The organism is Alicyclobacillus acidoterrestris (assembly GCF_022674245.1).
Lineage (GTDB): Bacteria > Bacillota > Bacilli > Alicyclobacillales > Alicyclobacillaceae > Alicyclobacillus > Alicyclobacillus acidoterrestris.
Genome location: NZ_CP080467.1, coordinates 1031395 through 1051991 on the forward strand (window position 1 = coordinate 1031395; position 20597 = coordinate 1051991).

At 54.2% G+C, this 20597-nt stretch carries 19 protein-coding genes; 10 read left to right on the forward strand and 9 right to left on the reverse strand.

Translation table 11 applies throughout. From position 1 onward, the window contains the following. Window positions 1-750, forward strand: a complete 750-nt coding sequence (locus K1I37_RS04825) for an ABC transporter permease (RefSeq protein ID WP_021297901.1) — start codon at window positions 1-3, stop codon at window positions 748-750. Between the two features lie 24 nt (window positions 751-774). Here the strand turns inward: K1I37_RS04825 and K1I37_RS04830 are convergent, their stop codons facing one another. Beyond that, the gene (locus tag K1I37_RS04830; RefSeq protein WP_021297902.1) at window positions 775-2241 is read right to left on the reverse strand and encodes an MFS transporter; all 1467 of its coding nucleotides are present in this window, start codon (window positions 2239-2241) and stop codon (window positions 775-777) included. Window positions 2242-2828: 587 nt separating this feature from the next. Here K1I37_RS04830 and K1I37_RS04835 point away from each other — a divergent pair. After that, window positions 2829-3542, forward strand: a complete 714-nt coding sequence (locus K1I37_RS04835) for a metallophosphoesterase family protein (protein ID WP_322790880.1) — start codon at window positions 2829-2831, stop codon at window positions 3540-3542. Between the two features lie 42 nt (window positions 3543-3584). Here the strand turns inward: K1I37_RS04835 and K1I37_RS04840 are convergent, their stop codons facing one another. Then, window positions 3585-4271, reverse strand: coding sequence for a hypothetical protein (locus K1I37_RS04840; RefSeq protein WP_021297904.1), 687 nt, complete (start codon window positions 4269-4271; stop codon window positions 3585-3587). A gap of 411 nt (window positions 4272-4682) precedes the next feature. On the opposite strand from K1I37_RS04840, the gene K1I37_RS04845 reads away from it, so the two are divergent. The 6 genes from K1I37_RS04845 (at window position 4683) to K1I37_RS04870 (ending at window position 11056) form a co-directional block, all read left to right on the forward strand. Beyond that, entirely contained in the window at window positions 4683-5537 is an 855-nt protein-coding gene (locus tag K1I37_RS04845; protein ID WP_021297905.1) for a cytochrome c oxidase subunit II, read from the forward strand. Window positions 5538-5618: 81 nt separating this feature from the next. After that, window positions 5619-7559 (forward strand): cytochrome aa3 quinol oxidase subunit I, encoded by a 1941-nt coding sequence (gene qoxB, locus K1I37_RS04850; RefSeq protein ID WP_031219110.1) that lies wholly within the window; start codon window positions 5619-5621, stop codon window positions 7557-7559. Between the two features lie 2 nt (window positions 7560-7561). Next, window positions 7562-8197: a cytochrome aa3 quinol oxidase subunit III gene (qoxC, locus tag K1I37_RS04855; RefSeq protein WP_021297907.1), complete on the forward strand. Its 636-nt coding sequence runs from the start codon at window positions 7562-7564 to the stop codon at window positions 8195-8197. 1 nt (window position 8198) lies between these two features. Next, on the forward strand, window positions 8199-8516 hold the full coding sequence (gene qoxD / locus K1I37_RS04860; protein WP_021297908.1) for a cytochrome aa3 quinol oxidase subunit IV: 318 nt from the start codon (window positions 8199-8201) through the stop codon (window positions 8514-8516). Between the two features lie 33 nt (window positions 8517-8549). Then, complete coding sequence (locus K1I37_RS04865; protein WP_021297909.1) at window positions 8550-9548, forward strand: COX15/CtaA family protein; 999 nt, start codon at window positions 8550-8552, stop codon at window positions 9546-9548. A gap of 158 nt (window positions 9549-9706) precedes the next feature. Continuing rightward, window positions 9707-11056 carry a D-alanyl-D-alanine carboxypeptidase family protein gene (locus K1I37_RS04870; RefSeq protein ID WP_236613916.1) on the forward strand — a complete coding sequence of 450 codons (1350 nt, stop codon included), beginning with the start codon at window positions 9707-9709 and terminating at the stop codon, window positions 11054-11056. A gap of 130 nt (window positions 11057-11186) precedes the next feature. Here the strand turns inward: K1I37_RS04870 and K1I37_RS04875 are convergent, their stop codons facing one another. The 3 genes from K1I37_RS04875 to K1I37_RS04885 are packed head-to-tail and all read right to left on the reverse strand — an operon-like array spanning window position 11187 to window position 13860. Further along, window positions 11187-11849: a potassium channel family protein gene (locus tag K1I37_RS04875; protein WP_152498846.1), complete on the reverse strand. Its 663-nt coding sequence runs from the start codon at window positions 11847-11849 to the stop codon at window positions 11187-11189. A 19-nt stretch (window positions 11850-11868) separates the two neighbouring features. Beyond that, window positions 11869-13182, reverse strand: a complete 1314-nt coding sequence (locus K1I37_RS04880) for a TrkH family potassium uptake protein (protein WP_021297912.1) — start codon at window positions 13180-13182, stop codon at window positions 11869-11871. 36 nt (window positions 13183-13218) lie between these two features. Next, entirely contained in the window at window positions 13219-13860 is a 642-nt protein-coding gene (locus K1I37_RS04885; RefSeq protein WP_031219113.1) for an O-methyltransferase, read from the reverse strand. 294 nt (window positions 13861-14154) lie between these two features. On the opposite strand from K1I37_RS04885, the gene K1I37_RS04890 reads away from it, so the two are divergent. Together K1I37_RS04890 and K1I37_RS04895 are read left to right on the forward strand one after the other, a co-directional pair. Then, complete coding sequence (locus K1I37_RS04890) at window positions 14155-15201, forward strand: phosphodiester glycosidase family protein (RefSeq protein WP_021297914.1); 1047 nt, start codon at window positions 14155-14157, stop codon at window positions 15199-15201. Next, window positions 15201-16100, forward strand: a complete 900-nt coding sequence (locus K1I37_RS04895; RefSeq protein ID WP_021297915.1) for a hypothetical protein — start codon at window positions 15201-15203, stop codon at window positions 16098-16100. The genes K1I37_RS04890 and K1I37_RS04895 overlap by 1 nt, the downstream gene beginning before the upstream one ends. 120 nt (window positions 16101-16220) lie before the next feature. On the opposite strand, the gene K1I37_RS04900 is transcribed toward K1I37_RS04895, so the two are convergent. From K1I37_RS04900 to K1I37_RS04915, 4 genes are all read right to left on the reverse strand, one after another. After that, entirely contained in the window at window positions 16221-17138 is a 918-nt protein-coding gene (locus K1I37_RS04900; protein ID WP_021297916.1) for an aldo/keto reductase, read from the reverse strand. Window positions 17139-17231: 93 nt separating this feature from the next. After that, window positions 17232-18203 (reverse strand): L,D-transpeptidase, encoded by a 972-nt coding sequence (locus tag K1I37_RS04905; protein WP_021297917.1) that lies wholly within the window; start codon window positions 18201-18203, stop codon window positions 17232-17234. A 234-nt stretch (window positions 18204-18437) separates the two neighbouring features. Continuing rightward, window positions 18438-19373, reverse strand: coding sequence for an NAD-dependent epimerase/dehydratase family protein (locus tag K1I37_RS04910; protein ID WP_021297918.1), 936 nt, complete (start codon window positions 19371-19373; stop codon window positions 18438-18440). Between the two features lie 26 nt (window positions 19374-19399). Beyond that, entirely contained in the window at window positions 19400-20569 is a 1170-nt protein-coding gene (locus K1I37_RS04915; protein WP_021297919.1) for an iron-containing alcohol dehydrogenase, read from the reverse strand. Between the last annotated feature and the right edge of the window lie 28 nt (window positions 20570-20597).

Below are 20597 nucleotides of genomic sequence, written 5' to 3' on the forward strand. Positions count from 1 at the left end.
TTGCGTAGCTGGTTGCAGCAGTCAAAAGTCGAAATTCTACGCAACGTCCGCAACCGGCGCTTCTTCGTGTTCAGCCTTCTGCTGCCGGTCGGATTCTACTTACTCTATGTCCATCTCCTGGGCGCCCACAAGCAGATTGGCGGAACGACATGGGCCACTTATTACATGATGTCGATGGCGACGTTTAGTGTCGTGGGCGCTGGTTTGAATGGGCTCTCCTCGCGCATCGCGTTTGAGCGCACGCAGGGTTGGCTACGCCTTGTCCAGACGACGCCGCTATCCTCCATTCATTACGTGACGACGAAAATTGTCGCGAATTTGCTGATGAACATGGCGGAAGTGGTGGTGCTCTTTTTGGTCGGGGGCGCCGTGGAGCACGTGCAGTTGACAGTTGCACAGTGGATTCTCTCTGGCCTGTGGATTGCCTTTGGGGGACTTGCTTTTATCGTGCTCGGGATTTTGATTGGGCAGATTGCTGGAATGGATGCCTCCCAAGTCATCGCGTCAGCAGCTTACTTTATCTTATCCATCACGGGCGGGCTGTGGTTTCCACTCAACAGCTTGCCACCGCTGATGCAGCACGTGGCGACCTACATGCCGACCTATCACTTGGCGCACGTCGCGTGGCAACTCGTCTCCGGCAAATCGCCATCATTTGCCGATTTCGCCGTCTTACTGTGTTACTTTGTCGTCTTCACGGCTTTGGCGCTTTGGGTGACCGCGCGCCGTCGTGACGTGCGCACTGCGTGATGCGGCATCAGCTTGCCCGCCAAGTCATCTCATAGATGACTTGGCGGGGGGCACTGGCCGTTGGCCTCGGACGAGGGATGTGAACATCCCGATAATCGTCGCCACGAGCATGGCGATGAGCGCGTACCGGAAGCCGACGACAATCAGATGTACGTCGTTTGCAGGGATAGCGCCGGTGCTGCCTTCGTAGATGCTCGACTGCAACCGCGGTGGCAGGTTGGCGGTGACAATCATCAGGGACAGTGCGGTGCTGATGACTTGCCCCATGTTCTGCAGCATGGACCGTAGGCCGTTGGCGCTGCCGCGATGGGCGGGATCGATTGTCGTCATAATCGACGACGTGTTTGGGGTCATGAATAATGCGGTGCCAGCGCCCACGAGGAACATGCCGATGGCGGCCACGGCAAAGGAACTCGTCGGACCGACTTCAAAGATGAGAATCAAGACGCCGACACCCGACAACCCGAGCCCCGTGCTCGACAACAGACGCGCGTCATAGCGACTGGCAAGCGATCCTGCCACGGGCGACAGCAGCACCATCCCGATGGTGACCGGCAACACGGCGAGCCCGGCGGTGAAGGCCGACGCGTGGTTCAAGGTCTCGTAGTAGAGCGCCATCAGCAAGACGACCGCCGAACGCGCGAACGAATTGAGGAACGTCGATGCGTACGCCATCGCATACCGCCGCTGTCCGAACAGCCGCAAATCCATGAGTGGCGATTTTGATTTCCACTCGACGCGCAAAAAAATCGGCGTCAGGATGACAAATGCGAGCAGTCCGGCAATGACCAGCGGGTTCCCCCACCCCAGCGTACTGCCTTCCGACAACGCGAGAATGGCGCCGCCGAGCGCGAAGAAGATCAGAATGTTCCCCGGGATGTCGAATGCCTCTCGCGTACCTTTCGTCGAACTCTTCCGCAATGTCATCATCGCCCAGACGACACCCACGATGCCAAACGGCACGTTGAACCAGAATACCCATTGCCACCCTAAGTCAGACGCAAAAAATCCACCTACGACGGGCCCGATCAACTGCGCGACGGAGGCGACGAGCACGTTGATACCCAGTCCTTTGGGCAACGTCTTGGCGGGGAACGCGTCGGTCAAGAGGGGCGTCGTGTTGGTGACGACGATGGCGCCGCCTGCTGCTTGAATGGCGCGAAGCACGAGCAGCACCCAGATGTTTGGTGCGAACCCGATGAGCAGGCTGACGACGGTGAATGCGGACAATCCAATAATGTATAGCCTGCGCCGGCCGAACATGTCGGCAATGCGTCCAAAGATGAGAATGAAAATCGTGTTAAACAGCAAATATGAGAGCAGAATCCAGTTTGCGGTGGTAGCTGTCGCGTGAAAATGGGCCGAGACCACAGGCAATGCGACGTTGAGCGTCCCTACGTTGAGCAGGGTCAACATCACCCCAAGGCTTGTTACGGACAGTACCATCCACGGATAGCGACTGGAAGCCGCTTTGGTCGGTTGTGCGCTCACTGCTTACACCCCTTTCTATCGATAAGCAGTCGTGTTTCAGTTATTTCGCCTACTGAAATATATCACAAACGCGCACGGGTCGCACAAATGCGGGACAGGGGGCGGAGCGGGGGCGCGGTCGGGGGGCGCGGCCGGATCGAGTGGCGAGGTGGGCACATAAGGTAATATTTCTGCTCTATTTGCGGATGGCTGGCGGAATGGGGGAATTTAGGGTCGGAAAAATGCCTTATTTACTCAAAAGCTGCCCGATAAAGGCCAAAACCCGAGGATTAGTGCATTTTTCGTGCCTTATTGGGGCCGCCAGGAGCGCGAATGTCTTATTAAGACACTCCCGGCCCCACAGCACCGAGTACGCAGCCCCCCAGCCCCGCGAATCCCGGCCCCGCCAGTCAGTCCCCAGCTCCGCAACTGGCGCAACTGCCCCCCGCCCCACCCGCCAGCCCGCCGCAACAAAACTTCTCGCTTCCGACTCCAATATCTAACAGTAGTAGGGTATCCTCATAGGAGTGAGGTCGCTTCGGTTTGCGCCTAGGGCGCATGGCGCGAATGGCGAACTTAGTCACACAGTAGGGGTGAGCGCATTGAGAGTGGCATTTATTTCGGACATTCACGGGAATGCGGTGGCGCTGCGCGCTGTTCTGGAGGACATCGAGCAAACGGGCTGCCAGGAGATCTATGTGTTGGGGGATATTTGTTATCGGGGGCCGGATCCAAAGGAGTGCCTGGAACTCGTGCAGTCGGTGGCCACTGATGTCATTAAGGGAAATGCGGACGAGTGGGTCGTCAATGGCGTTCAACGTGGGCAGGTGCCGGAACAGCGGCTTCTGGTGATGCGTGCTGAGCAGCAATTTACGGTGAATCAGCTTACGACAGGCGACATTCAGTATTTAGACCAACTGCCGATGACACTGGCGAAGTCCAATGGCGGGATTGATTGGTTCGCGTTTCATGCGACGCCGAATGACTTGTTTGCGGTGGTTCAAGCGACGACAGAGGAGGAGATTGTGGAGCGTCAAATCTTTGGCGCGCGGGAGGCGTCAGTCTATTTGTACGGTCACATCCATTTGCCTTACGTGCGCGAAATTGGCCAGCGGACTATCGTCAACCTGGGGAGTGTCGGGCTGCCATTTGACGGTATACCAGAAGCGTCGTATGTGGTGCTTGATTTTGATGGAACGCGTGTGAATATCAATTTGCGCAGGGTGCCGTATGATATCGACGAGGCCATCCGACGGCTACGCGAAGTAGACTATCCGAACGTTCCGTATATCAGCAAGGTCTATCGTGAGGGGCGCCCGTGACGGGGAGCCCCACCTATCATTGGCGAAATTCGGCGAGACTCGTCACGGTGTGCCATATCCACTCACAGCGGCGAGTGCTTGCCGGATCGCGGTTATCTGGGGCTGATAGCGAGGCCTGTCCCAACTGTTATAGGACGGGTGCGGAACGTCTTCGATAGTTTGCCAATGGACGTCGTGGACGTCACTTAGGCGTGTGTATTTTTGTGCGAACCGGCCGCAAGGAATTAACGTAATCTTTTTTCCTCGCAACTTGTCGAGTTTCTCGCGAAGATTCTCGGTGAGCCAGTGCTCGATTTGATTTTGCCGATCCGCCCGGTACCCGACCCTCTGGTTGTTCGCACGCACATACTCCATGTCGGCAAACCACGCCTCCAGTTGCGATTCGCTGAATTCCGATAAGCTCGGCAGGGGCTTGTACGCCGCTTTTTGGAGCGGTACGTTGCAGACGTTGACGAGGCCGATGTGGTCAAGAATTGGGTTCTGGTCGGGTGTTGCGTTGTGCTGTTTGAGCAACAGGCCAATTGGCGTGGCACCAAAGGCTTGGCCAAGGAGGTGTTTGCTCATGGTCGCACCGGAACTGCCGGCTGCTGGAACTCTATGTTTGACCTCCTGTATATGGGGAGATTCTAGGATAAAAATGCACGTAGCACTAGGCGTTAGGATATCCGGTACATAGAAGTCTTTTGCGAAGCGGCTCACAATGTCGTAAAATGTCGTGGCGTCGTACACAAGAGACACACTCCTTGATTCGTTTTGCGTGGTTTAATTTTACAGGGAAAATCCCATACTGACATGTTGTGTAGACTAACACACGTCAGACATCGTAGTAAGGGGGGCAATGGGGGAAACATCAAGGAGATTTGATGTTCTTTTGTGACGAATTCGCGAACAAGTGTTGCACAACTGTGAAATGCTTGTGAAGCTTTTTCAAACTCTTCACCTGTGAGAGCGCCAATTCAAACTGTCTCTGGTATCATCTATATGGCGTCTTGGACGGTGCTCGTTTCTACATAAGGCATGAAGTCTCGGCTGGTGCGGTCCCTGTATTCATACTTGGTTTCGTTCAAAGGCCAATGATTTCATCTCTCTGAGGGGCACTGTTCTACATATCTCATAGATAGAAAGGAGACGAAAGCGACGATGAAGCCATCTGGGCGTCGACTTCGCAGCCTCTTGCTCGTAGTGGGGCTGTCCATGTTTGCCCTAACCGGCTGTAACTCGGCGAAGTACATGCCTGTACTTAGTCCGCAGGGGCCGGTTGCAAGAAGTGAGTATTACCTGATCATCTGGTCATTTGCGTTGATGCTCGTTGTCGTACTGGGCGTGTTTGTAATCTACTTCTACATGCTCGTCAAGTATCGTGCAAGGCCGGAGAACAAGGATTACGTTCCACCTGAGATTGAGGGGAATTCCCGCTGGGAGACCATTTGGACGCTCATTCCAGTCATCATTGTCATCGCGCTTGCGATTCCGACTGTGGCAGTGACGTATAAACTCGTCAAACCACCGAAGGCGGATGCGGCGACCGGATCGACAGCGACAGCAGGGGCATCGAGCAATCCGATTGTCATCGATGTCATCTCTGAACGTTGGAAATGGGTATTTAAGTACCCTGCGCAAGGAATTGAGACGGTCAACTACGTCAACATTCCGGCTGGCCAACCTGTCGACTTCGAGTTGACGTCGGACGGTCCGATGAATACGTTCTGGGTACCTGCCCTTGGCGGTATGGAATTCAACATGCCAGGTCACGACCTGAAGCTGTGGTTGGAAGCCGATCACGCCGGGACGTATCAAGGACGAAGTGCTCAGTATTCAGGCCGTGGCTTCGCGGCGATGACGTTTGACGTCAACGCGCAAAGTCCTGCAGCCTTCACCAAGTGGGTTCAGACGATTAAACAGACGAAACCACCGCTTACGAAACAAGCGGATAAACAATTGAGCACGCCAGGCAACGTTGGAAAGATGGCGTTCTCTACGGCGGAACCGCAATAACACCGCTACGACAGCATATGTGACAATAGGTTGTCGCGTAGCAAGGAGGAAGCGAGAGTGGGCAACTTCCGGGAATGGGCCATGCATTTCTTTATGCTCGATGAAGGCCCCTTGATCTGGACGTCCGATGTTCTCATCATTTTGGCCACTATCGGTATCATCGCCGTCCTCAGCTATTTCAAACTCTGGAAGTGGCTGTGGGATAATTGGCTCACGACAGTGGACCATAAGAAGATCGGGATAATGTATTTGATTGCTGCCATTTTGATGCTCTTCCGTGGCGGCACAGACGGCTTATTGCTGCGTGCGCAGCTCTCATGGCCGAACATGCACTTTTTGAACGCAGATCACTATGATCAGATTTTTACCACGCACGGTACCATCATGATTCTGTTCATGGCGATGCCTGCGATTATTGGGTTCTTTAACGTGGCTGTCCCGTTGCAAATCGGGTGCCGCGACGTGGCGTTCCCATATTTGAACGCCATCAGTTTCTGGCTGTTCTTCGCAGCTGCGATGTTGTTTAACTTGTCGTTCGTCGTCGGCGGTTCGCCGGACGGTGGTTGGACGAGTTATACACCTTATGTCGAAAACGCCTTTGATCCAGGCCCGGGTGAGAACTACTTCTTGGTCGCGCTGCAGATCACAGGTATTGGTACCATTGCAACAGGCGTGAACTTCCTCGTGACCATTTTGCGCATGCGCGCACCAGGTATGACGCTGATGCGGATGCCGATGTTCACTTGGTCGGTCTTCATCACGTCAATCATCATCGTTTTCGCGTTCCCAGTTCTGACGGTCGCGTTGGCGCTCTTGTTGATTGACCGCGATTTTGGGTCGCACTTCTTCACAGTCAGTGCGGGCGGTATGCCAATGCAATACGTCAACTTGTTCTGGATTTGGGGACATCCAGAGGTATATATCGTCATTCTGCCGGCTTTCGGTATCTTCTCGGAAGTCTTCAGTACCTTTTCGCGCAAGCGGCTGTTCGGTTATTCCGCAATGGTCGTGTCGATGGTTGCCATCGCTATCCTGAGCTTCGTCGTGTGGGTTCACCACTTCTTTACGATGGGTGCAGGACCAGGCGTCAACTCGTTCTTTGGCGTATCGACCATGGCTATCGCGATTCCGACAGGCGTCAAGGTGTTCAACTGGCTGTTTACCATGCATAAAGGTCGCCTTGAATATACGACCGCGATGCTGTGGGCAGTCGGGTTTATCCCGAACTTCTTGATTGGTGGTTTGACCGGTGTCATGCTGGCTGTACCGCCTGCGGATTACCAGTACCACAACAGTTACTTCCTAGTGTCGCACTTCCACTACGTGCTCATTGGCGGTACCGTGTTTGGCGTCTTTGCCGCACTGTATTACTGGTGGCCGAAGATGTTCGGCGTGCTGCTCAACGAGCGCTTGGGCAAGTGGCACTTCTGGCTGTTTATGATTGGGTTCAACATCTGTTTCTTCCCAATGTACTTCCTCGGGTTCATGGGTATGACCCGTCGTGTGTACACTTACCCGGCCGGTTATGGTTGGGGCGTCATCAACTTGATTGAAACGTTTGGCGCGTTGTTGATGGGTATTGGGTTCTTGGTATTTGCTTTCAACATTCTCTGGAGCGCACGCTACGGCGAACGCGATACCACAGGCGACCCATGGGACGCTCGGACGCTCGAATGGGCAACCACGTCTCCTGCACCGACCTACAACTTTGCTCGGATTCCGGAAATTAAGGGTCGCGACGCATGGTGGCTCATGAAGAAAAACGGTGAGTCCATCAATGGACCGAAGGATATTCCGTTTGAGCCCATTCATATGCCGAATGACTCTGGTCGACCGATTATCATGAGCTTGTTCTTCTTTATCGCGGGTGCTGGATTCGTCTTCGAATGGTGGATTCTCGCCATTATCGGACTGGCTGGCGTCTTGGTCACCATGGCGTTGCGCTCGTTCGAATACGATGATCACCACTACATCCCAGTGGAAGAGATTGAGAAGACAGAAGCTGCGGCAGGGAGGTTGTAAGGATGTCGGACGCGCATACGGCGGTTCACGGTGGGCACCACCCCGTGGACCCGTCCGTTCCCGTCGAATACCATCACGAAGAAAACAGTCTTCGTATTGCGGGATTCTGGGTATTCCTCGGTTCTGACTTAGTCTTGTTCTCGTGTTTGTTTGCAACCTATGTCGTGATGCACGGTCGCACCGCTGGTGGACCGACATCAAATCAACTGTTTGACGTCACTGGCTTTACCATTGAAACCATTGCGTTGTTGTTCAGTTCGTTCACATGCGGTCTTGCTACCTATGAAATGCGTCGCGGTAACCGCAATGCCATGGTGATGTGGCTGTTGATTACCATCGCACTCGGCTTGGTGTTCTTAGGCTTCGAAATCACGGAGTTTGTACAGGACGCTTCCAGTGGGGCACGTATGCAAACGAGTGGCTTCCTATCGGCGTTCTTTACGCTCGTCGGAACCCACGGTTGCCACGTCAGTATGGGTATCCTATGGATGTCCGGGGTCGTTGTTCAGTTGATTCGCCGAGGCATTACGCCGATTACGGCTCGCAAAGCGTTTATCGTGAGTATTTACTGGCACTTCCTTGATGCGGTCTGGATTTTTATCTTTACCGTAGTCTACCTGACGGGGAAGGTGTTGTGAGATGGAAACCAATCACAAGTTTCACCAAGAGACAGGTTTTCCGTGGAAGCACATTTGGGGGCTAATTGCCTCCTTGGTGCTCACAGCTATCGCCTTTTGGTTGGCGCTTGCGACGCATCAGCCGCCAGCACTGGTTATCACCGTCATCGTCATTCTCGGTGTCGGTCAGTTGTTGGTTCAGTTGTACATGTTTATGCACTTTACGGAAAGTGACGATAAAGCCTGGCAGGTTCCAGCCATCTATTTCGCGATATTTATCGCGTTTACGGTGGTTGCCGGATCGATTTGGATTATGTCGTTTAAGGCCCTCGTCGCTTAATTTGGGATTGCCGAGGAATGGAGATGTGCTGGTATGCCGAGGAGCCGTGGATGGGGCATTGTCGTATTTGTCTTGGGCATCCTCTCGACGATACAGACAGTCATCGTCAACACAATTGGGTTTGCAGATGCAGATACGAATTCTGCCTTTGCCTGCGGTCACCAATGGTTGACTTGTAACGGGCAGATTATTCCGAGCCTCGTAAGTTGGCAAACGCTTATCGAGTACTCGCATCGCATCAACGTACCGATTTTGACGGCGCTCCTTCTGGTTACCGCCATTATGGGTAGTTGGCGCTACCGCAAGTGGCCAGAAATCCCGATTCTCTCGGCCATCAGCATTTTCTTCGTTCTACTTGAAGCGTTTCTTGGTGCCATCGCAGTGGTTTGGAGCGAACCGCCGGCTGTCATCGCGACGCACTTCGGTGTATCGCTGTTGGCGTTCAGCAGTGTCTTGTTGCTGACCATCAACATCGCTCGAATCGAAGCCGTCCGCGAGGCGTCGCTGAAAAGTGGCAGGCCGCTGCCGATTCGCAAACCACTGCCCAATCGCAGTTACCGCTGGTGGGCTTGGTTGTCGGGTCCCTACATTTATATTGCGATGTACGTGGGCGCCTACATCTCGAGTTCCAGTACAGGTGGCTTGTTCCGAGGCATTCCAGTCCCGGATGAGTCGCCCTCTGCTCCACACCACGCGTTGTTGTTGGATTGGCTCCATCGTTCACTCGCCGGGGTTCTGCTCGTGTGGGTGATTGTCCTGTTCGTGCGGGCGGTAGAAATGCGGCACGAGCGGCGGGATTTGCTGTTTGCCAGCAGTTTTGCCCTAGGTTTTACCGTACTGCAGGCGTTCAGTGGATTATTGCTGGTTGCGACACACGTTTCGCTACCGGCCTTCCTCATTCACGTTTCGGTGGTCACTGGATTGTTTGGATCCCTATGTTTCCTTGCGATGCAGACATTGCCACCGACCAAAGGCAAACCAGTTGAGGAAGAATCGGCATTTGTCGGCGCGGGTACGGGCAGCCGCGCATAACGAATAGAGAAATCGATTCACATAAACAAGAAAGGCGCTTCTTGCACATCGTTTCGGTGTGAAGGAAGCGCCTTTCTGTGCATTGTGGAGCACCTTTTCCATCCTTAAACTTCCATTTATGATCTTGGTCTAGCCAACGGATATGGGAAACCATTATGATGAAAAAGTACATTTTCGACGCGATTCGATTGGAGGACTGGACATCTGTGGGGGTTGTCGCACGGGCCTTTAGGCGGCACTGGGGCCGTAGGTTTTTTGCGTTCATGATGGCAAGTCTGGTAAGTTCCGCAGCCCTCTTTGCAATCCCTGGCGTTGCACGAGCGGATGCGTTAGATGTGGTCCTCAATGAGTCCGTGCGTGACGGCATTCCTTATGTGAATGGGGAAGATAGCGCGAAATGGCCAAGCATTGTGTCAAATGTGGCGGTTGTCATGGACATGGACACGGGTGCCGTAGTGTATGCGAAAAATCCGCTGGTTTCGCATTATCCCGCGAGCATAACGAAAATCATGACGGCCTTGTTGGCATTAAAATACGGAAAATTGAGCGATGAATTGACCGCTAGCAAGGATGCGGTGAGCCAGCCTCCCGACAAGCTGTATATGGTACCTGGCGAGAAACACTCTCTTCAATCCTTGTTGTATGGGATGCTTCTGGATTCGGCGAACGATGTTGCTGTCGAAATCGCTGAGCACTACGGTGGGACTGTTAAGAATTTTGCCACGATGATGAACCAAGAGGCGAAATCGCTGGGTGCGACGCATACCCATTTTGATAATCCGAATGGTTTGCCGGATCCGAAGCATCAAACCACGGCTTATGATATGGCGGTGATTGCTCGCGCGGCGATGCAGTATCCGGAATTTCGTAAAATTGTTCAGACGAAATACTATAACTGGCAAGGCGACAAATGGCACGCAAAACTCATGAATCTCAATACGATGCTGTTTAACTATCCGGGTTGTATCGGACTGAAAACAGGTTTCACCAGTGTGGCGCATGAGACATTGGTTATCGCGGCAAAACGTGGAGATACGACATTTCTTGCCGTTTTGATGGACAACCCGACAGAGTCGTCCATTCGTCAGGATGCGACCTCGCTACTGAATTACGCGTTCAGTCACTATCAAACACAGACGATTGAACAAAAGGGTCAAGTGGTTGGCCAAGTGCCTCGTGGTCATGGGCAGTCGATTCCGGCTGTGGTGAATCAGGCAGTCATGGCAACGGTGCCAAAAGGACAGGCATTGCAGGCGCAATCGGTTATCCGCTATGCGTTGCCAGCTCGCGCGTTGGCCAAGGGGGATGCGGTCGGAACGATGGATTTGCGCGCTCCAGACGGGCGCCTTCTCACATCGGTTCCACTGGATGCTGGCGCAAATCTGCCAAGATCTAACCAGGCTGCGGTGACGTTCTCACGTACGCTGATTCCATTGATGCTCGTATGCGCGCTAGCGCTCGTCGGAATTGAACGACTCGTTCGACGGTGGCTTCCAACACGCATGTGATGGGGCGTGTTTGTCCAAGTGCACTCAGTGGCCCGGCCACGTCCTCGTTGGGTGAAGTTGCTTGTGCGGTCCGGGCACTGATGGCCTAGGGATCCCTTATTTTTCGCCTGGCGCGGGGCATGCCTAAGGGTTATTCTGTGAGGCGAACCACGCGTGTGAACGACTCGTGACGCCCAACAAGTACCAGGATATCCCCTTCGTAAATGGTGTCATTGGCGGACACAGGAAAGATGGTATTTTTGCTACGGACAATCATTACGACTTGGACGCCAAAGCGCCGCGTCAAGTTCAATTTGGCGAGCGTCTTGTCGACGAGTTCGCCTTTGGCTGTGATCTCCATCATGAAGACTTCTTCGTACAGCTCAATCATGTCGAGAATGGCCGATCTCGTCAGCAAGCGGGCCAACCGGGCGCCAGACTCCCGCTCTGGAAAGACCACGCGGTCCGCGCCGAGCCGTTCGAGAATTTTGCCGTGCGTCGGGTGAAGTGCCTTGGCGACTACGTACAGGCCCAAGTCTTTGCAATTCATGGTGGCATGGTTGGAACTTGTCTCATCGTCGCCGATGGCGACAATGACCGCGTCTGCTTCTTTCACGCCGGCTTCGCGAAGAAATTGGATATCTTCTGCGTTGCCGACCGCGGTCTCACAGCGATCGGCAAACGCTTCAAGGCAGCTTGGGTTGCGGTCGATGAGCAGCACTTCGTGCCCATGCCGCAGTAACTCGATGGCGGCACCGGTGCCAAATCGCCCAACGCCGATGATGCAAAATGTCATTTTACGATTCCGAGGCAATATCGACCGTCTCCTTTAATTAACCGATGAATATTCGCTCCTGGACATACTGAACCCGCGATTGCGACTTGTGCACCAAACTGACGAGAAACGTAAAAATGCCGATGCGACCAATGTACATCGTCAGAATGAGCACCCATTTCATTTCCGGGCGGACAAGTCCGGTGATGCCTGTCGTTAGACCTACCGTACCATAGGCCGATACTTCTTCGAAGATAATTTTAATGATGGGCATGTTCGGTTCAAACGCCGCGTCAATCAGTGTGCAGACAAGCACGACCGCACTGCCTAACAACGTAATGAGCAAGGCTCGCTGTGATAGGTCCCAAGGGATTTGCCGGTGACCTGACACAATCTGCGTTCGCCCGCGAATGCTTGCCATGACGGTCTTGATGATTAAAAAGAACGATGTCGTTTTGATACCGCCACCCGTTGAACCGGGCGACGCCCCGATAAACATCAACAAAATCAAAATGAGCCAAGTGACCTCTTGCATATTGCCGATGGGAACGGAGTCGAACCCGGCGGTCCTCGCAATCGCCGACGTGAAGAAGGCGTTAAGCAACTTGTATCCGGGACTTAGCCCTTTCATCGACGCATTCCACTCAAACGCCAAAATCAAGAGCGTGCCGATGACGAGTAACAGTCCACTCATCCCAAGGACGATGCGCGCGTGTAGGGACAATCGCCGTTGCCGTGGGTACCGAGCGAGTTCCACAAGGACGACAAAGCCGAGCCCGCCGGTGATGACCAGAGCGGCTGTCAAGAGCAGCATGAACGGGTCCCGCGTGAAACTTTCCATATTATTGCCCCAGATATCAAATCCAGCGTTGTTAAACGCCGAGATGCTATGGAAAGAAGCGACGCCGAGCGCTTTGGCCCAGGTGTAGCTATATCGCAGGTGCAAGTAGAGCGTAAATAAGACAATGCCAGCGCCCTCAATACTGAAACTAAAAAATACGACCCTACGAAACAGGCGCACAATCCCTACGGTGGGCGTATTTCGTTCCTCTGCGAGCACCCGGCGGTCCTCTAATCTGATTTTTCGTCCAATCAGCAAATAGAAACTCGTCGAGAGAAAGGTCACGCCGATGCCGCCAATTTGTACTAAGGCTACGATAATGACATCCCCCACCGGTGTAAATGCGTGTAGGGTGTTGACACTGGACAAGCCGGTCACGAATAAGGCACTAGCCGACGTGAATACGGCGTCGACAACCGACAATGGCGTCTTTTTGCTGAACGGAAGCAATAGTAAAAATGCGCCTAATAAACAGATGGCCACATAGCCCAAGGCAATCCTTTGTGAAGGGCTGATACGCCATTTCCCCAACCACGGTCACTCCTAGTGTCTGGATTGTTTTTACGTCTAATCTTTTCCGACTTCCCGTACGCGGGCAATGGCAAAACCATCGTGAACTGGCAGGATGGTTGCTTCGAGTTCAGGATGGGACAAAAGCGTCTGGTTAAACGCACGCACGGCGACCGGTGACGGGCTTTGGTTTGATTCATCCAGCACTCTATCGCGCAACAGCACATTGTCAGCGACGATGAGCGTGCCAGGGACGGACATCGCCAGCGCAAACGCCAGATACTCTGGGTAGTTTGGCTTGTCGGCATCAATGAACACGAAATCGAACTGACGCCCACTCTGTTTCAGGTCTCTTAGGGATGTCAAAGCATCTCCAAGTACGATGTCGATGTGGTCTGTCAGTCCAGCCGCTTGAATGTTCGACTTTGCAATCAGCGCGTGCTCCTCGCGCGCCTCGAGTGTCGTCACGCGACCTTTGGATGTGAGGCCGCGCGCTAGGCAGATGGCACTGTATCCACCGTATGTACCAATTTCTAAAATTTCTTTCGCGCCGCTTGTTGCGACAAGAATGGTGAGCAGCTTGCCCAAATCCGGTTTGACCGACATCGGAGGAAGACCCGCCTGAGCAATCGATTGGACAGTGGAACATAGAATAGGATCAGCGGGGAGCAGTCGTTCGACGTACTCGGCTCGATTCATGATATACACCTCGGTTCACCGGAAATTTCATGCTCATATGTTAACACGCTTGTTCGACGACGTGTGGGTTTTGCATTTTTTCATGAAATTTTCCAATCCTATGGCGAGGATGTGGAGTACTGAACAACATTTTTTGTTTTATCGATTTTTGGAGTTGCCTGACGACTTTTGTCGATTAGAATGATATAGGAACCTAATTGTACAGTGGTCAAAGTATACCCGATTTGACTGTGGCAAAATCGAATGAAGCAAAAGAATGAAGCAAAATTGAATCAAGTAGGTGTGCCTTGATATATGAATCGTGGAAAACACAGCAGGAAGAGAGAGGGAGAGAAACAGCAGAAGCAAAAACAAAAGCGCGGGCGGCCCGTTCTGCGATGGATTGGCTATATTCTGTTTGGTGCCGTGTATCTATATGTTTCAACTGCCCTTTGGATTTTTCAGGGGCCGTTTCCGGCGTTAAAAGGATATCTCATCGACAGTTTGGATGCTACGCGACATGGTTATCTGCTGCGTCCGCTCTCTTTGTATACGCTACCGGAATCTGTCATACAACAAAACGCACTGTCCAACCAGCTTGTTTCAACGACTAAAAATCCAAATGACATCGTTCGGAAGAACTACGACAGCCACAATGGATCCATTCAGGTCATCACGGATAAGGAAAGTCTCTTTACGGCCTATATCATGCTGGTCAAAGACCCGAAGCGAATTCGCGTCCAGACGACGAAGTATTTGCATCAACACGGACAAACTGTCTCCGACATGGTCAAGGAGTCTGGGGCGGTAGCCGGCATTAACGGCGGGGGATTCGTCGACACCAATCAGCAGGGAACAGGTGCCTATCCCCAGGGAATTACGATTCACGATGGCCAATTGGTCAGTATCACTGGGTCAACCACGCGTCCACAGCCTGTGATTGCGTTTACCGCAGGCGGCCAAATGATTGCAGGTGCGTACTCGCTTCCGCAACTGCGCAGTTTGAATGTGCAAGAGGCAGTAGGGTTTGGCCCGGTGCTCGTTCAGGATGGAAAGGCGGTCCCTACACAGGGATCGGAGGGAAGAAATCCGCGGACGGCTATCGGTCAAGCTGCCGATGGCACCGTGATCATGATTGTCACAAATGGGCGTGAAATCAATCAGCCGGGTGCGACGTATGACGATATCAAGGCGCTTATGCTCAAGTATCACGCAACTATCGCTGCGAATTTGGACGGGGGCTCTTCGACGACTATGGTCTACAATGGCAAGTTGGTCAATACGCCGTGGGACGTGCTTGGCGAGCGCGAAGTGTCGACCTCCATCGTGGTGATGCCGGAATCAGATAAGGGAGGTCAATGATGGCGCGCAAGATTGCGATTAAGCTGCTGTGTTTCGCCGCTGTCGTCACGCTGGGACAGTTGGCTGTATTTTATCACTACAACCATCTGTTCAGCGCGGCAGATCAGAGTGTGCAGTCGATTCTCAGCAATCATACAAAGCCTGAGTCCCTGTCCCAGACAGAGCAGAAAGAAGTGGCGAAACTGAGGTCGCAGTACAAATTTGTCACGGTGTCACCAGATGACCAATATGCCACATATATCGACAAGAAAAACATCCTGCACTTGTATGATTTGCAACAAAAGCGCGATATCAGCGCGGCGGAGAATCCGTACACCGTCCAGTACGTGTCCTGGATTTCCGATGAAAGCGTGTTTGTTGGAGAACAGGTGCGCCCTGGCAACCTGGAGTTGAAAACCGTCAACGTCGACGATGGCACACAGGTGATTGTCGAGGATTTTGCGGAGCTTTCGCCAGATGCCGCATTTGCTAAGATCGCATTTAGTCACTATACGAACGACGTCTACATTTTAATCAACACCAGTACGAGCAGCACCATTTATCATATCGATACGATGAAACACGTCGACGAGGTGCCTATCGGAGGGCGCTACATCAAAAATATCGCTGTGTCCGATACCGAAAATCGGTTGTATTTTGAGGATAGACTGAACGGATCGTACAATGTTTTATACTTTGACAATAATTATGTGGCACATCGCGTGCAACTCAATGCGGCACTCATTTCGGTGGTGGGCAACACCGTTTATTATGGCGATGTCAACAAGGACGGCTACGTCACATCGGTTTACAGTGAGGATCCGGATGGTACATCCCATCTCATCAAGACGCTGGCGACACCGACGCCCGCGTCCAAGTTGGACGTGACCGACGATGGGCAAGTGCGGGTAGACGCGTAGCGGAAAACTACATCTCGCCGACGATGTGAAGGATTGCGCCGAAGATTTGGGAGAAATCCAGCCGCACGTCCTCGGCCGACACGCATTTTGTACGCGGCGTCGGCCTGGACAGGCGTGATGCTAGGCGTTCGGACGATGTTCTGTATATACGTTTTGGCGAACGGATTGCCGCAATCGCTCAATTTCCTCTGGCGTCAATGCCTCGACATTCGCGGCGCCGATGTTCTCGGAGACCTGTGACATTTTGCTGGCACCTGGAATGACGGAGGCCACGGCATCTGCGTGGAGGGCGTAGCGCAGACTCGTCTGCCCAGCCGTTCGCGCAGGTGTCACGAGTTCGGACAGCGCCGTTTGTGCCGCCGAGACTTCTTCAGCTGTCCTGTCAACATAGGTTTCCCCGTCGGCTAACCGCTTTTCCAGATTCGACAGCAGCCCGCGCGCGACCGGACCGCGTGCGATGACCGAAACCCCGTGTTCCGCTAACTTGGGAAACCACTCTTCTGGCCGCCTATCCAGTAGACTGTATTGCATCATCACGCTATCAATGTTCGATCCGCCCAGATACCGCAAGATCACATTTGGCCGGATGGACGATATGCCGTACGCACGAATTTTCCCTGCTTCTTTTAACCGCTCCATCGTCTCAACGATGTCTTCAAAAGGATCTTCCATGGTGCCGCCGTGCAATTGGTATAAATCGATGTAGTCCGTCCGCAGGCGGCGCAGACTTCTGTCGACCGCTTCACGAATGTATTTGGGTGAAGGGTCCCAGGTCCAGCCCGGTTTTCCTGGTTCGAAACGGTTGCCGACTTTGGTCGCGATGACGACCTCCTGACGCCGATTCACAAACGCCGAACCGACGATTTCTTCGTTTCTCCCTTGGTCATATAAGTCCGCTGTATCGAAAAAGCGCACGCCGTGATCAAACGCGAAATGGAGTAGATTGGTGGCAAGCGCCTCGTCCGTCCCAATCGACATACAGCCAAAGCCGATTTCACTCACCTGGATGTCGCTTCGGCCCAACTTTCGAAATTGCATGCGAATCCCCCCTCCGTCACGACCTTAGTACGATTGTAGCGCAGACGGAAGGTTGAACCAACTAGACAGTTGACTGCAAGAAAAACGGGCCGCTTAGGAGGAGCGAACCGAGACGAGCGTTCCCAGTGTGACTGTGTTGTATACCGTTTCGGCCGTGGTAATGGGAATCTCGACGCAGCCCATGCTTTGTGGAGATCCATAGCTCGGGCGCGAGAAACCATGCACCGCCTCGCCCTGGTAAAAGTAGTTTACATAGGGGACGCCGGGGTCGTCATACGTTGTGCCCCACGGCGTCGTCCCTCTCATCTCCTGCGATTGGTATCGCAAATAAATGGGCCATGTGCCTAAGGTGGTCGGCGACGAGGCGATACCCGTGTTCGCGGCGGTTTGGAGGACGACGGTCCCGTTTTTCCACAGTTTGAGCACCTCCGTCGGATGCTCGGTGACGGTGATAAACAAATAGGGTGCCGTGCTTATCTGCTGAGCCGTTAGCGCCTGACTCAGTGCCTTCCACGTCTGGGGACCGGCGACGCCGTCTGCGGCTAAGTTGTGATCTGTCTGAAACCGCATCAAAGCCCCCTCCGTAATGACGTTGTCTGTGAGTGGCTTCCATAGGGAGCTGAGTTGGCTGGCCGTGCCTTTATCTTTCCATGCGTAGCTACCAGGCAGCGGCGTCTGCACTTTGCCGAGTGCCTGCATGGCTGCAGATAGTGTCATTTGATGTGCAGGGGTAAACCTGACTGGCATATAGCCGAGTAGGCTGAGCGCTTCGTTCAAGTAACTGGCCATCGGCGTGTTGGCGCCAAGCTTGACCAGTGGCGGTGGGGGCGGTGTGGTTTTCTTCGGAGCCGTTTTCGATCCGCCTTGGACCTTGGTAGACGAGTTCGTGGCGGACTTGCTGGATGTCGCACCGGTCGTCGTGGGTGTCTTTTCTTCTGCGACGATGGTTGCATGGGTGATAAGGGTTGTGGTGGTCGATGGATTGGTCGCGCAGCCGGAGAGCGCGAGAATCACGCCCGTACATACCAGCGCTGCGCCAGCACGCAAGAAATTTACGATTTTCAACTGTGCACCTTCTTTGCTAGCCTCAAGGTCATGCCATACAACGTATTCCAGCGTAGAAGGCGATATGCTGGGCATTTGCTAGAGATAGCAAAAAGGTACAGGTTGGTGGTAGCGCCGTAGAAGCGGGGGTGATGGGGGTGCGCGTGTGGGCTGTGGGGGTGCCGCCGTCTGGCTCCAGGTGCCGACGAGCGGCCCGGGCGCCCGCCACCGGGGCCGGCCCAGGTCGCCTCCAGCTTATGCTTGTCGGCTACGCAGCCAATCGAGCGTCGTCTGGATGCCTGTTTCGAGGCTCGTCCGCGGCTGCCACCCCAGCACTTGTTTGGCGCGCGTGCAGTCGAGCACGCTGCGACGGACGTCGCCGACGCGTTCTGGGGCGCGGTGCAATGGTGCGTTTGACCCTGCGATGCGGGCGATGAGGTGGTATACGTCAGCTGTGTGGATTCCGTCACCACTGCCGATGTTGAGGATTTCGTCATCGGCCGCCGTGAGCGCCAGCACGTTGGCTTCTGCGACGTCCTTCACGTAGACGTAGTCGCGCGTCGTGCCGCGGGGTTCATCGGCGTATGCGAAGAGTGTCGACGGTTGGTCGGCGAGGATATTGTTCATGAAGATGGGAATCACGCCGCATTCACCATCTGCAATTTGATTCGGACCATAGACATTTGCGTACCGCAGCACCGTATAGCGCAGATTGTAGGTCACGCGATAGAAGTGCAGATACTTTTCGCCTACGTATTTGTGAATGGCGTAGGGTGAAATCATCACTGGGTTGACCGACTCATCGGTGGGAATCATCGGTGCGTCACCGGCGAGTGCGCCGCCCGACGAGATGAAAATAAACTTCTTCACGTCGTGATGACGGCAGCATTCCAGCAAATTGAGCAGCCCCGTGACGTTGTAGTCCGCGTCCAGTCGCGGGTCCTCCACGGATTTAGGCACCGATTTTTGGGCCGCGTGGTGGTTCACCACGTCCGGTTTCTCCAGGGTGAAGACTTGCGGTAATGAGGCGGATCGGATATCCATGAAGTAAAATTTCGCCTTCGGATGAATGCGGTCCTTGGAACCGGAAGACAAATTGTCGATCACGACAACCTCATGCCCCGCCTCAATATATGCGTTCACGACGTGCGAGCCGATGAATCCAGCTCCACCAGTCACGAGAATTTTCACACGAGCACTTCCTTTTTCGATTCGGGTCAAATGGCGTTTACGGCGAACGTTTCGTCGAGAATTGCGCGATATCCGTCGGCGTCAATCTCGCGTACATTGCTCGGCGTCGAGTTGTTCGCGACGGCCAACTCGACAATTTTGTCGCTGTCGTCCCGGGAAACGCGTGGGAGGGAAGACAGTGGCGGGATGTCGAGTTCGTGCAACCATGCCTGCATGCCCGACAACAGCTTTTCGATGGCTTTGGTGGGCGGATCGTCTTCGGTTGCAAATTCGGTCAAGCGGGCGACCTCCGCGTGCAAATCGACGTGCGCTTGCGCGTTGTAGCGAAGCACTGGCAGCAGGAACACCGCGTTCGCAAGTCCGTGCGGGGTGTCATAGAGACCGCCGAGTGCTTCGGCGAGGCAGTGGACCGCGGCGACGTCGGCGGATCCAAAGCATAGGCCCGCCAGGAGGCTGCCGAGCAGCATGTCTTGTCTCGCATCGATATCGGCAGGATTTCGGTAGGCCGTGGGCAAGGCGCGGACAATGAGCCCCATCGCCCGCGCGCCAAACGCTTGAGAAATCGGCTGCGTCTTCTTGCATGTGTACCCCTCAATCGCGTGCACCAGGGCATCGACGCCTGTGGCTGCGGTGACGTGCGGGGGGACTGTCGTGGTTAGAGCGGGATCGAGAATGGCTAAGTTTGGGCGCAACCACTCGTGTTTGAGCGTCACCTTGCGGTGCGTGGCGTCTTCTGTGATGACGGCGCTGCGTGTCACTTCCGATCCGGTACCGGCCGTCGTTGGCACACAAGCAATGGGGGCTGCTTCGCCATATGCCCGCTCCCCGTCTGCGTACGCGCTGGGGGTGCCACCGTGACGCGCGAGCAGTGCGATGGTCTTCGCGGTGTCCATCGCACTGCCGCCGCCGACGGCGAGAACGCCGTCACACCAACGCGTTCGAAATTGCTCTGCGCCTGCCAGGCAGTCGGTGTCGCGCGGATTCGGCTGTACCTGGTGGAACAGTGTGATGGCGTAGCCATGCAGGTTGAGGTGATGGATGACTTGCTTTGCGATACCCGCTTCCATCAACCCCGGGTCGGTGACCACCATCAATTTGCGGCCGAAGCCTGCTGCCTGTAACTGTTCAGGTAGCCGTTCGATGGCGCCGACGCCGAAATCGATTTGTGTACCGCACATATATTGAAAGGATGTCATGCCGTGTGCTCCTCTCGAACTGTCTGTG

What these genes read in the sequence shown, in the direction of transcription:
- K1I37_RS04845 (WP_021297905.1), top strand. Translation starts at nt 4,683, where the DNA reads ATGAAGCCATCTGGGCGTCGACTTCGCAGCCTCTTGCTCGTAGTGGGG.
- qoxB (WP_031219110.1), top strand. Translation starts at nt 5,619, where the DNA reads ATGCATTTCTTTATGCTCGATGAAGGCCCCTTGATCTGGACGTCCGAT.
- qoxC (WP_021297907.1), top strand. Translation starts at nt 7,562, where the DNA reads ATGTCGGACGCGCATACGGCGGTTCACGGTGGGCACCACCCCGTGGAC.
- qoxD (WP_021297908.1), top strand. Translation starts at nt 8,199, where the DNA reads ATGGAAACCAATCACAAGTTTCACCAAGAGACAGGTTTTCCGTGGAAG.
- K1I37_RS04865 (WP_021297909.1), top strand. Translation starts at nt 8,550, where the DNA reads ATGCCGAGGAGCCGTGGATGGGGCATTGTCGTATTTGTCTTGGGCATC.
- K1I37_RS04870 (WP_236613916.1), top strand. Translation starts at nt 9,707, where the DNA reads ATGAAAAAGTACATTTTCGACGCGATTCGATTGGAGGACTGGACATCT.
- K1I37_RS04885 (WP_031219113.1), bottom strand. Translation starts at nt 13,860, where the DNA reads ATGAATCGAGCCGAGTACGTCGAACGACTGCTCCCCGCTGATCCTATT.
- K1I37_RS04890 (WP_021297914.1), top strand. Translation starts at nt 14,155, where the DNA reads ATGAATCGTGGAAAACACAGCAGGAAGAGAGAGGGAGAGAAACAGCAG.
- K1I37_RS04895 (WP_021297915.1), top strand. Translation starts at nt 15,201, where the DNA reads ATGGCGCGCAAGATTGCGATTAAGCTGCTGTGTTTCGCCGCTGTCGTC.
- K1I37_RS04900 (WP_021297916.1), bottom strand. Translation starts at nt 17,138, where the DNA reads ATGCAATTTCGAAAGTTGGGCCGAAGCGACATCCAGGTGAGTGAAATC.
- K1I37_RS04915 (WP_021297919.1), bottom strand. Translation starts at nt 20,569, where the DNA reads ATGACATCCTTTCAATATATGTGCGGTACACAAATCGATTTCGGCGTC.